Below are 11997 nucleotides of genomic sequence, written 5' to 3' on the forward strand. Positions count from 1 at the left end.
TGCGGGCGTTGGGGCCCATCAGGCAGTCGTAATAGAAGCGGAAGTCCGGCGCGATGGCGCCGGGATCCACATCAAACACGTCGTCGGAGCAGTAGTGCAGGCCAAAGGCGTCGCAGGTGTAGAGGATGCCGGTGCCGTGATCGAAGGAGAAGATCGTGTCGGGCCAGTGCAGGTTGGGCGCGCTCAGAAACTCAAAGCGGTGTTGCACCCCGCTCTCGGGGTTGGTGCCCAGATCCAGTTCCTCACCGCTCTTCACCGCCCGGCTTTTGAAGGGGCGGTGCACCTGGTTTTCCAGGAACTGGATTGCCACCTTCGAGGCCACGATTTCGATCTCGGGATTGAGATCGATCAGATGGCCGATCAAGCCGGAGTGGTCGGGCTCGGTGTGGCTCACGATCAGGTGATCAATCGCCTTCGGATCGATCTGCTCCTGCAGCAGCGGCAGCCAGGTGCTCTCGAATTTGAGGTGGCTGCTGTCGATCAGGGCGGTGCGCTCACCCCGCACCAGGAAGCTGTTGTAGGTGGTGCCGTTGCGCAGACCGAACTCAATGTCGAAGCGGCTGCGATCCCAGTCGAGCGAGCGGATTGTGGTGGTGTCGGCTCCGATCGCCTCGCACTGCAGGCTCAGGCGGGGTGTGCTGGCAACAGCCGTCTCAGCCATGGTTCCGCGCGCGTTTGGCGCAACTGTAAGTAGGGCACATGGAGGAAGGGTCAGGGCACAAGGCTCAGCAAAAAAAGCCCCGGCGCTGAGGCCGAGGCTGGGTCCCGTCTCGTTTGGTGTGGTCGCGATGGCGGCTGGGTGCCGCGGTGCCTCGTTCAGCCCTCCACCTTCACGTTCACGCTGGTGAGGGTCTGGGCCTTGGGCACCTCCACCGTGAGCAGACCGTCGCGGTAGACGGCTTGCACGGCTTCGCGATCGATGCCGGAGGGGAAGCGGAAGCTGCGGCTCCAAGTGCCGTAGCGGATTTCGCTCAGCAGGGCGGCGGGGCTGGCTTCACTGCCCTCAGGTTGGGGGGCGCGGCGTTCGGCGCTGATCACCAGGTTGCGATCGGTGGCTTTCACATCGATCGAGTCGCGCTCGACGCCGGGCAGCTCCAGGCAGATGCTGTAGGCGGTTTCGGTTTCGTGCACCTCAGCGGCGGGCACGCGCTCGGCGGTGTGCAGTTGCTGCTCGAGGCGCTTGAACAGATCGGTTTCTAGGCGATCGAAAGCAGAGCGATCAAAAGCGGATTGGCGCAGGGTCAGCATGGCTGTTCCTCCAGGATGTGCGGGTGCGGGGTGTTCACCCGCAACGCCAATGTGCTCGGCCTGATTGATTGTGAGGAGGGCGAGAACCGACCCTCCCGGTGCGGTGCTCACACCCTCGGTTCGGCTGCTACGCCAGCGTTTTCGGGAGAGCCGAACACACGCTCACAGCCACCACCAGCTGCTGAAGGCGGCCGCCTGGCCGCAGGGCTGATCGCCGGGGCCCCAGAGGGTCCAGAGGCGGGCGTTGTGGATCTGGAAGCGGCGGCCGCTTTTGCTGATGCGCACGCCGGTGTAGCCCTCGCTGGCGTGTTGTCGCAGTGCTGTGGCGAGCATGCGGGCCCGATCGGCGCGCTCCTGCGGTTCGGCGGTGAGCCGAGAGGGCATGCTGATCAGTTCGGCCCAGGGGCGTTCCCAAAGCTGCAGGGCGGCGGCGTTGGCATAGATCAGCGCCGGATCGGCGCCGCCGTCGTGGGCGAGCACCACCGTGTCGGCCGCGAATAGCTCCTGGGGGGCATGTGGGCTTCCGGCGCCATCGCCGCCGGCGAGGAGCGGCCGGCCGAAGGCCCGCTCAAACGAGTTCAGGATGCAGCGGGCCAGGTGTTGTTTGCCCGGCGTGAGCCAGGGGGCGGCTGCCTGAGCGACGGCGAGACGGCGCAGGCGCCTGCGACGGGGTTTCGCCATCGCGTTCAGTTGTCGGCGCTGATGGGGGCGCTTCCGTCGCCGTTGCTGTTGTTGCTGCCGGCGGACATGGCGGTGGCCATGGCGCTGGTGCTGCAGGTGGCGCCTTGGGCTTTGAGGTGGTCCACGAAGTGCTTGGCGGCATCGGGGAAGCGGCCGTCTTCCGCCAGGGGCAGCGGGCCGGCTTCATCGAGGCCCGTATCGCCTTCCATCGCCGGGGTGATCACCACGAGGCCCGGATCGAGGGCCGCGCCGTAGCCCCACCAGCGGTTGGGATCGCGAATGGCTGCGGGGGCGGGATTGAGGGAGCCCTCGGCGGCTGGCTGCGGGGGTGCATCGGCTGGAGCCGCCTCTTTCGCCTCTTTGGCCTTTTTCGCCAGCAACGCCCGCCTCTGCACCGCCAGATCGCTCAGCAGCTGGGCGCGGGTGCGGCCCCGCAGCTGGAAGAGCACGAAGGGGTCTTCGCTGAAGCGCTCGCCCATCAGGTAATAGACGGCGCTCACGTGTTTGCAGGGGTTGATCTTGTCGGGGCAGGTGCATTCGCTGCGCACCTCCTGCAACTTGAACGGGAACAGGCGCCGGCCGCTGGCGGCGAAGGCGCGTTCGATGTCTTGCGGCATCACGCCCGCCAGCAGCTGGGCCGACCAGCGTGCTTTTTGGCCGAGGGCCTCGAGCACGTAGCCCCAGTCGTCGTCGCTGAGCACATCGAGCCAAAGCTTCACCTTGTAGGGGTCTTCGCCGCTGCCCTGCACGCGGGCGTGGACGCGGCGGCCTTCAAAGCGGATCGAGAGCACGTTGCCGCTGCGGGCGTATTCCCAGGCGCGCTCAAGTCGTTTCTTGAAGCGGTAGCCGTTGATCAGCTCCATCCACTGCTCCACCCACCAGGGCTGCTGGCCCAGGCCCTGATCGCCCAGTTGGGTGGTGATGCCGTTGGGGGTGATGGTCATCGCGTCAGTCCTCGCTGAGGGTCACCAGGTCCTTGAGCTGGCTCACGTCCATGCCGCCGAGCCAGTCTTCACCGGAGCCCACGATGTCTTCGGCGAGTTTCGACTTCTCCTTGATCATCCGGTCGATGCGCTCCTCCACCGAACCGCTGGTGATGAATTTGTGCACCAGTACGCGGTTTTGCTGGCCGATCCGGTAGGCACGGTCGGTGGCCTGGTTTTCCACGGCGGGGTTCCACCAGCGATCGATGTGGAACACGTGGCTGGCGCGGGTGAGGTTGAGGCCCACACCGCCGGCCTTGAGCGACAGCAGGAATAGCTGCGGGCCGCGGGGATCTTCCTGGAAGCGATCCACCATCGCCTGGCGTTCGGCCTTGCTGGTGTTGCCGTAAAGGAAGGGCACCGGTTGCTTCCACCTCTGCTCCAGGTGGGCCTTGAGCAGGTGGCCCCATTCGGCGAACTGGGTGAACAGCAAGGCGCGATCGCCCGCTTCGATCACCTCCTCGAGGATCTCTTCGAGGCGTTGCACCTTGGCGCTGCGGGCGGCGAACTCCTTGAAGAAGCCCACATCGCTCGGGTCGGGATCCTGCTTGAGGGCCAGGGCCGGGTGGTTGCAGATCTGCTTGAGCTTGGTGAGCAGGGCCAATACCTGGCCGTGCTTCTGCCCCAGCGGCGCGCGGGCGATCGCATCGAGGCTCTCCTCCACGGTTTGGTTGTAGAGCTTCTTCTGCTCGGGGGCGAGCCCCACCCATTCGCTCAGCTCCACCTTCTCGGGTAGGTCGGAAATGATCGATTTGTCGGTTTTGAGGCGCCGCAGGATGAAGGGGCTCACCCGGCTCTTGAGATCCCGTAGCGACGACATATCGCCATAGCGTTCGATCGGTAGGCGATAGCGCTGGCGGAAGAAGGGTTCATCGCCGAGCACCTTGGGATTGAGGAAATCCATCAGCGCCCACAGTTCGCTGACGCGGTTTTCCACCGGTGTGCCGGTGAGGGCGATGCGGAAGCGCGGGCCGCATTTGCTGCCCCGGCCGGGGCGGCCCAGATCCCGCGCCGCCATCGACTGTTTGGCGTTGTGGTTTTTGATCGCCTGGGCTTCATCGATCACCACGCCCTGCCAGTCGATCGCCTCCAGCAGTTCGCTGTCGCGTTGGAGCAGGCCGTAGGTGGTGAGCACCAGATCCACGCCCTTGAGGGCCTTCTTGATCGCCTCGGGGCTATTGGGGCGGCGCGGGCCGTAGTGCTCGTTCACCACCATGTCGGGGGTGAAGGCCGCCGCCTCCCGCTTCCAGTTGGTGAGCACCGAGGTGGGTGCCACCAGCAGCACCGGGCGCTTCAGTTCCTCCTCGGCCTTGAGGTGTTGGATGAAGGCGAGCAGCTGGATGGTTTTGCCCAGGCCCATGTCGTCGGCCAGGCAGGCGCCCTGATCAAAGCGATGCAGGAAGGCCAGCCAGCCCAGGCCGCGTTCTTGATAAGGCCGCAGTTGGCCGGCGAAGCCGGGCGGGGCGGGCAGGGGATCGGGGGCTTTCTGCTGGTGGTACTGCTCGAGCACCGCCTGCAGGCGCGGCCCGGCGGTGAAGGCGTGCACCGGCAGGCGCTGCAGCGTTTCGCCTTCATTGCCGGTGATGCGCAGGGCGTCGTCGAGGCTGAAGGGGGGCTCGGCAGCGCAGAACTTCTCGGCGTTCTTGAGATCGAGGGGGCGCAGCTCGATCCAGGCGCCCTTGTGCTGCACCAGCGGGCTGCGCTTGGCCGCCAGCTTCTCGAGATCCTTCAGGTTGAGGGTGACGCCGCCGATCATGAATTCCCAGCGCCACTCGAGCGTTTCGCCGAGGGTGAAGCCGCGCGATTTCTCGGGGAGCTCCGCCGTGATGGCTAGGCCCAGGCGCGAGGCCAGGCCGCCCGAGAGGCTGGCAGGCAGCACCACGCCCACACCCACATCCCGCAGCCGGCTGGCGGCGGTGCGCACCAGCACGAAGGCCTCTGCCGGCGTGAGCTGCATCGCTTCCGGGGTGGCGGCATCGAGGCCCCGCTCGATCGGCTCAAACGCCAGCAGGGCCCGGCCCAGGCCCTCCAACAGCAGGGCGCCGGGCTGCTCCAGTTGAATTTCGCCCAGGGCAAGGCTGCCGTCGCCGGCACCCCACACGATCCCGGCGGGCACTCGCAGGGTGGGGTCGGCTTCGGCCTGCAGCCCAAAGCGCAGCTCCCACAGATCTTCCCCGTCCGGCGGGGTGAACAGCTCCAGGCAGGCGCGGGCGGGTTCCACCTTGCCGGCCACGGTTTCGCGCCAGTGGTGGCTGGCGATCGCCAGGCGTTCCTGGTCTTCTTCTTCGATCTGGATGCGGCCATCGTGGCTGGCCAGGCCCTCTTCCCAGGCCGCCAGCAGCGGATCGAGCCCCTCGCCGCCGGGGGCAAAGGCGTGGCGCAGCTGTCCGTCTACCAGCTTTTCCACGATGCTCGCCACCAACAGGCGGTTGGAGCGGGGCCGGCCGCAGGCCAGATGCGGTTCGGCGCTGGAGGCGGCCACCACCTGGGGCATGCGGATGGCCAGGTCTTCGAGGCGGCGGCGGTCGTCTTCGCGGTTGAGCAGCGGCAGCCAGCTGGCTTTGCCCTCGGCGGCATCGGGCAGCCAGCGGCCGCGGGCGATCAGGCTCAGGCACCAGCGCTGCAGATGGCACCACCAGAGCAGGTCGTCGCCCAGCCCCGCTTCAGCCGTGCCGGAGAGGGGTAGCTGGTTGAGCCATTCGGCGGCGGGGCCGGGCTTGAGGAACCAGCCCTCCAGCTGCCAGGGCCACCAGGTGAGGTCTTTGGGGAGTGGTTCGCCGGCCTGCAACGGCAGCCCGCTCCAGGCGCCGGCGCTCTCGCTCTTCTGGCCGCGGCTGAGCTGCTGCCGGCTGGGCAGCGTGAGAGTCACGGTGGCCTGGCGCAGGTCTTCCGACCAGAAGTGGTTGTCGTCGAGCCAGGTGGCCAGGTCGTCGAGGTTGAGGCTGAGGGGGTGGAACGGTGCTTCGCCGCTGGGGCTCACCGGCTCAGCGACACGCCAGGTATCCGCCCAGATGAACAGGCCCGCGCTGGGGGCCTTGCCCTTGGCGAAGCTGCCCCGAGGAACGACGGGCAGCCAGGTGGCATGCAGCAGGCTCATGGAGGCGGGGCCTGGGGAGTCAGGGGCGCCGGATCGCGGTGTGCCCTGCCGCGAGAACTCGTGGCAGAACCTGCGATCCGTGCAGCACCAGTGCGGCGCCGATCAGCGGCAGCCAGGCACGAACGAGTTCCATCATCACAGTTGGCGCGACCTGCGCCAAGGCCGGCAGCCAGGGTTGGGGCAGCGGCCAGGGGCTCAGGGGCGGTAGCGCCAGGCTGTGGATGCCGCAGACGGCACCCACGAGGCCCGCCTGCAGGTGGCTGTCGTCGGGGTCAGCCCGCTGCAGATGAAAGGCCAGCAGGCCGTAGAAGAAGCCGCACCCTCCGGCCCGCAGCGCCGCGGGCACACCAAAGGGCAGCCCCAGCAGCAGGGCGCTCAGCCCGGCCCCCAGCGCCCAGGCGATCGACTGCCACCGCAGCTGCGAGCGCGATGGGCTCGCCGTTGCGGTGGCTTCGCGGCTGCTGGTGGCGGCGGAGGGGGCGCTCATGCTGCGCGATCATGCCCGGTTCAGGCTTTTCTTGCTTCGCCATGGCTGCCGCCGCCCCTCGCACTGGTGCTGAGATCCGTGCGGCGTTTCTCGATTTCTACGAGCAGCGCGGCCACAAGCCGATGGCAAGCGCCTCGCTGGTGCCGGAAGACCCCACGGTGCTGCTCACCATCGCGGGCATGCTCCCGTTTAAGCCGGTGTTTCTGGGGCAGCAACAGCGGCCGGCACCCCGGGCCACCAGCTCCCAGAAGTGCATCCGCACCAACGACATCGAAAACGTGGGCCGCACGGCGCGGCATCACACGTTTTTCGAGATGCTCGGCAACTTCTCCTTTGGCGATTACTTCAAGGAACAGGCGATCCAGTGGGCCTGGGAGCTGAGCACTGGTGTGTTCGGCCTCAGCCCGAAGAACCTCGTGGTGAGCGTGTTCCGCGACGACGACGAGGCCGAGGCGATCTGGCGTGATGGGGTGGGGGTGAACCCCAAGCGCATCATCCGCATGGATGAAGCCGACAACTTCTGGGCATCCGGCCCCACCGGCCCCTGCGGCCCCTGCTCGGAGATCTACTACGACTTCAAGCCCGAACTCGGCGACGACGGCATCGATCTCGAGGACGATTCGCGCTTCATCGAGTTCTACAACTTGGTGTTCATGCAGTACAACCGCGACGCCGAGGGCACCCTCACGCCGCTGGCCAACCGCAACATCGACACCGGCATGGGCCTTGAGCGGATGGCTCAGATCCTGCAGGCGGTGCCCAACAACTACGAAACCGACCTGATCTATCCGCTGATTGAAACGGCGGCATCTCTGGCGGGTGTGGAGTACAAGGCCCTCGATGAGAAGGCCAAAACATCGCTCAAGGTGATCGGCGATCACTCCCGCGCTATCACCCAGCTAATCTGCGACGGTGTGACCGCCAGCAACCTGGGCCGCGGCTACATCCTGCGCCGCTTACTGCGCCGCGTGGTGCGCCACGGACGTCTCCTCGGCATCGACAAGCCCTTCCTCATTGCGATGGGTGAGGCGTCGATCACGCTGATGCAGAGCGCTTATCCGCAGCTACTTGAGCGGCGTGAGGTGATCTTGGCCGAGCTGGCTCGCGAGGAGGCCCGCTTCCTGGAAACCCTGGAGCGGGGCGAGAAGCTGCTGGCCGATGTGCTGGCTGCCAAGCCGAAGCAGATCTCCGGCGAACAGGCCTTTGAGCTCTACGACACCTACGGCTTCCCGCTGGAGCTCACCGAAGAGATCGCGGAGGAGCATGGGCTCACGGTGGATCTCGAAGGCTTCGAAGCAGCGATGGAGGCCCAGCGCCAGCGGGCCAAGGCGGCGGCGGTGAGCATCGATCTCACCCTGCAGGAGGCCATTGACCAGGTGGCGGGTGGTCTGGAGGCCACCGCCTTCCGCGGTTACGAGTTGCTCGAGCACAGCAGCTCCGTGCAGGCGCTGGTGGTGAACGGCGAACCGGCTGAGCGTGCCGTGGCTGGCGACAGCGTGCAGGTGGTGCTCGACACCACGCCGTTCTATGGCGAGGGCGGCGGCCAGGTGGGGGATCGTGGCGTGCTCAGCGGCGACGGCCCCGACGGCAACGGCCTGATCGTGGCGATCGACGCGGTGAGCCGGAACCGCAGTGTGTTCGTGCACAGCGGCCGCATCGAGCGCGGCACGCTCAGCGTTGGCGATGTGGTGCACGGCCAGGTGGACCGCGCCTGCCGCCGCCGCGCCCAGGCGAACCACACCGCCACGCACCTCCTGCAGGCGGCGCTCAAGCAGGTGGTGGATCCGGGTATCGGGCAGGCCGGCTCCCTGGTGGATTTCGATCGCCTGCGTTTTGATTTCCACTGCCCCCGAGCCGTAACCCCCGCTGAGCTCGAGCAGATCGAGAGCCTGATCAACGGCTGGATCAGCGAGGCCCACAGCCTCGAGGTGCAGGAGATGGCGATCGAGAAGGCCAAGGCCGCCGGCGCTGTGGCGATGTTCGGCGAGAAGTACGCCGATGTGGTGCGTGTGGTGGATGTGCCCGGCGTGTCGATGGAGCTCTGCGGCGGCACCCATGTGACCAACACCGCCGAGATCGGCCTGTTCAAGATCGTGAGCGAGAGCGGTGTGGCTGCCGGCATTCGCCGCATCGAGGCGGTGGCTGGCCCGGCGGTGCTCGCCTATCTCAACGAGCGCGATGGGGTTGTGAAGCAGCTGGGTGAGCGCTTCAAGGCTCAGCCAGGCGAGATCGTGGAGCGGGTGGTGCAGCTGGCTGATGAGCTCAAGGCCAGCCAGAAGGCCCTGACCGCGGCGCGGGAGGAGCTGGCGCTGGCGAAATCAGCGGCGCTGGTGGCTCAGGCAGTGGCCGTTGGTGAGCACCAGCTGCTGGTGGCCCGCCTGGATGGAGTGGAGGGCGGCGGTCTGCAGAGTGCCGCTCAAGGCTTGGTGGATCAGCTCGGCGACGGCGCGGCCGTGGTGATCGGTGGGCTGCCGGATTCCGCCGATCTGGGCAAGGTGATCCTGGTGGCCGCCTTCGGAAAGGCCGTGATCGCCAAGGGGCAGCAGGCGGGCAAGTTCATCGGCGGCATCGCCAAAGCCTGTGGCGGCGGCGGCGGCGGTCGGCCCAATCTGGCTCAGGCCGGTGGTCGCGATGGAGCCGCGCTGGATGGGGCGCTGGAGCAGGCCCGCACAGAGCTCACGGCGGCACTGGGCTGAGCACCAGCCGCTGCGCAGGAGCACCAACCGGATGGCGAACTGATCTTGGTCAGTGGCGCGCTGAAACAGCGGAGGAATCCTTCGGGTATCGATCGCTTGAGGAGCTGCATGCCATGGCCTCCAGCAGCTTTGCCATTCACGCCCGCCATCACTGGACCTTCCAGCTGGTGTTGCTCGGCAGCCGCCTGCGGCTGGAGGGTTGTTGCGACTCGGCCGAGCCAGATGGCGAACCACTGCATTGCTCCACCTGGCTGGAGCCTCTGGATGCCCCGCGCGATGTGGCCAACGCGCTGATCGAGCATCCGAGCTGCTGCGTTTAGATGTGCGGATTGCTCGGATCAGCTGTTTCAACCTGTGGTCGATGACAGGTCTTCTTGCTAGGAGGTGTGTGTCTGGCTAATTGTTCTGATGAATCTGGATTCTGAGTTCAAGACACCGGCACGCTTACTTGCACTGCTGGCGATCTGCTGACCGATCCAGCCCCTCCTTCAGAACTCAAGCTATGCCCAGGGGCTGTGGAATCCAGCTCCACCAAGCGGCAGTACAGGCACTCCAAGCCCGAAGCCAAAGCCGCCGAGTAGCACGGCAAGCCCTTGGGTGAATCCAATTCCGCCAGGCTTGATGCCGAAGCCAAAGCCGGCAGTGCCACCGAGTGGCAGCACGGCTACCCCAGCCCCAGCCCCAGCGGAGCCAGGGCAATCTCCGAAGGCAAAAGGCAAGAAGGGTGGAGCAGCGTTATTGAAGCCTTCTCTCTTTTGCCGCACTTTTACCAATCTTGCAACACAGCAAAAGGTTGTTGGTTTCCGTGCTGTTTTGACAGGTACTGATGCGAATGCCTTGGCCAGCCGACTCTCGCAGCAGCTGCGGTCCTATCAGCAGCAGGGCGGTAGCCTGTCGCGCTGCGTGTATTCGGGTTATCTCAGCCCGTCGCTCACGGCATCTCGCCTGAACGGTCAGCTGCCAACGGCGCTGATTCGCAAAGCGGATTCCTATCGGATGCCGATTTATGGGTCTTATCAGCAGTTTCTGTCTGCCAATGGTGGTCGAGCCGCCCGCTTTGGCCTGATTGCCTCGCAGCCATCCCTGCGGACGCAGTCGGGTCGTCAGATCGTCACGCGGATCACGGTGAATAATGCCTTGGTGTTATTTATTGATGCCAGAAATCAGCAATCATTCAAACTGGAGCCGGCAGGTGTTTCACTGCGTTTGTTGCCTCTCTCTCAAGGCGTGCAGCAGGTACTTGCTGATGCCGCCAAGCCCTCTCTGCAGAGGCTCATCGATTTCAGGCGGCTCAAGAAGGTTAATTCTGGCAGCTCCTCCTCGTCTCGGCTTCGTTTGTTTGATGGCTTTTTGATGGGGCGTCAGGGTCCAGGGGTAGCGGTAGCTGCTCTCCCAGCCGCTTCATCGCTGTTCACGCTCCCTTCCTCCCCTGCGCTGGCCGAGTCACGGCGCATGGATCCTGTGGCTGATCGGCTGTTGTCGTCGTTTGCTGCATCTTCTGCCGCTGCAGTGCAGATTGCGCAAGTGGTGCCTTCGGCCTATTGCAGGGTGCAGAGCTCCTTCTATCCGCAATCCTTCTGTGTCGAGTTGGAGTCGGGATCCGTGCAGGATCTGGTGCAGTGCGAAACCGCCTTTATAGGACGTGATCGGGAAGTGACCCTGTGCCGCCTCCTCTTTGATGAGGTGTCCAAGATTCAGGGTGGCTCTCGATCTCCTTCTACGGATTCCTCCAGTGGGTCTGGGCAGGATAGTGGCTCTGATCTATCAAATCCTGATGGCTCTAGTGCTAATGGCGAGGGGCCTGCATTGGATGAGTTCGCTGATCCGGGCTTGGATGGAGGTTTCGATGAGGCTGGTTTTGATGAAGACGGCTCTGGAGACGTGGGTGTATCTGAAGATGATGGATCCAGCGGTATGGCCGGTCTGGATTCATACGAGGATCCTGATCAGATGATTCCCGAAGATATGTCGCCACCAGTTTCGGCTGCCTGTAATGCCAGCAACTTTGGCGAGCAATTTGTTTGCCTGCTGATGCAGGCTCTGTCGGGAATGTTGCAGCAGGCCTTCTCAAAGTGATTTGGAGCTGAAGGCTGCGGGCTCTCTTCGTCCTAGACCGTCAGAGTGTCTGATATTTTGTCGCCGTCATAGCTATTGACGTGCCCAGAACGTTGTTGCTCAGTCCTGATTAAATTGACATAGCAAAATGCGATTCTTGCTCCAGTTAGTGCGACTCGCTTATTCGCTTTATGTTTAAGTTGGTTGGTCTCTATGGTATTGATGCTAATCGTTTGCCAGTCTTTTCATTGCAACTCCACGTTGCCTGGCGTCTTGGCTTCTGCAGTGTTTAGCAGCGAGTGATGTGTGCAGATTCAGTTTTGTAAATATGTCGTTTGCCGCAGGCTGGTCTCCAGGTGATCCATCAGGCGGCGGGCATCGCTGATCTTCAGGTCGCCGCGTTGAATCGCTACTTCGCTGGCCACTCTGAGCCGCTCAAGGAGCAGCTCGGGATTGTGCTCCATTGCCTGCAGCACCTCGGCGTTGGTGTCTCCGCGCACCACGTGATCCAGCTGATAGCCGCCGCCAGGGGCCAGGCGGATGTGCACCGCATTGGTGCTGCCGAACAGGTTGTGCAGGTTGCCCATCACCTCCTGGTAAGCGCCGCCGAGGAACAGTCCGATCAGGTATGGCTCGCCGGGGTTCAGGGCATGTAGCTCCAGCAGCGGCTTGGCCTGACCATCGCCGATGAAGCGGGCGAGCTTGCCGTCGGAATCGCAGGTGAGGTCGGCGAAATGCCCCAGCTCCGTT

The 11997-nt window shown here is 64.8% G+C and carries 9 protein-coding genes and 1 pseudogene; 3 read left to right on the top strand and 7 right to left on the bottom strand.

Annotation, left to right across the window (positions count from 1 at the left end; genetic code table 11):
• From ACIQ2E_RS07680 to ACIQ2E_RS07705, 6 genes are all read right to left on the bottom strand, one after another.
• Positions 1–661 (bottom strand): MBL fold metallo-hydrolase (locus ACIQ2E_RS07680; protein ID WP_398328487.1); only part of this gene is annotated, 661 nt, incomplete at its 3' end.
• Between the two features lie 155 nt (positions 662–816).
• Complete coding sequence (locus tag ACIQ2E_RS07685; protein WP_398328490.1) at positions 817–1248, bottom strand: Hsp20/alpha crystallin family protein; 432 nt, start codon at positions 1246–1248, stop codon at positions 817–819.
• Positions 1249–1410: 162 nt separating this feature from the next.
• Positions 1411–1929: an MEKHLA domain-containing protein gene (locus tag ACIQ2E_RS07690; protein ID WP_398328493.1), complete on the bottom strand. Its 519-nt coding sequence runs from the start codon at positions 1927–1929 to the stop codon at positions 1411–1413.
• A 5-nt stretch (positions 1930–1934) separates the two neighbouring features.
• Positions 1935–2873: an SWIM zinc finger family protein gene (locus ACIQ2E_RS07695; RefSeq protein ID WP_398328496.1), complete on the bottom strand. Its 939-nt coding sequence runs from the start codon at positions 2871–2873 to the stop codon at positions 1935–1937.
• Between the two features lie 4 nt (positions 2874–2877).
• Entirely contained in the window at positions 2878–6009 is a 3132-nt protein-coding gene (locus tag ACIQ2E_RS07700) for a DEAD/DEAH box helicase (protein ID WP_398328499.1), read from the bottom strand.
• Positions 6010–6028: 19 nt separating this feature from the next.
• Entirely contained in the window at positions 6029–6496 is a 468-nt protein-coding gene (locus ACIQ2E_RS07705) for a hypothetical protein (RefSeq protein ID WP_398328502.1), read from the bottom strand.
• 41 nt (positions 6497–6537) lie between these two features.
• On the opposite strand from ACIQ2E_RS07705, the gene alaS reads away from it, so the two are divergent.
• From alaS to ACIQ2E_RS07720, 3 genes are all read left to right on the top strand, one after another.
• Positions 6538–9192 carry an alanine--tRNA ligase gene (gene alaS, locus ACIQ2E_RS07710; protein ID WP_398328504.1) on the top strand — a complete coding sequence of 885 codons (2655 nt, stop codon included), beginning with the start codon at positions 6538–6540 and terminating at the stop codon, positions 9190–9192.
• A gap of 113 nt (positions 9193–9305) precedes the next feature.
• Positions 9306–9512 (top strand): hypothetical protein, encoded by a 207-nt coding sequence (locus tag ACIQ2E_RS07715; protein ID WP_398328507.1) that lies wholly within the window; start codon positions 9306–9308, stop codon positions 9510–9512.
• Between the two features lie 418 nt (positions 9513–9930).
• A complete protein-coding gene (locus tag ACIQ2E_RS07720) occupies positions 9931–11268 on the top strand; it encodes a hypothetical protein (RefSeq protein ID WP_398328510.1) in 1338 nt (445 codons plus the stop codon).
• Positions 11269–11561: 293 nt separating this feature from the next.
• Here the strand turns inward: ACIQ2E_RS07720 and ACIQ2E_RS07725 are convergent.
• Positions 11562–11997: pseudogene (locus tag ACIQ2E_RS07725) on the bottom strand (arginine decarboxylase); the annotation flags it as partial.

This window comes from Vulcanococcus sp. (genome assembly GCF_044369115.1).
Lineage (GTDB): Bacteria > Cyanobacteriota > Cyanobacteriia > PCC-6307 > Cyanobiaceae > Vulcanococcus.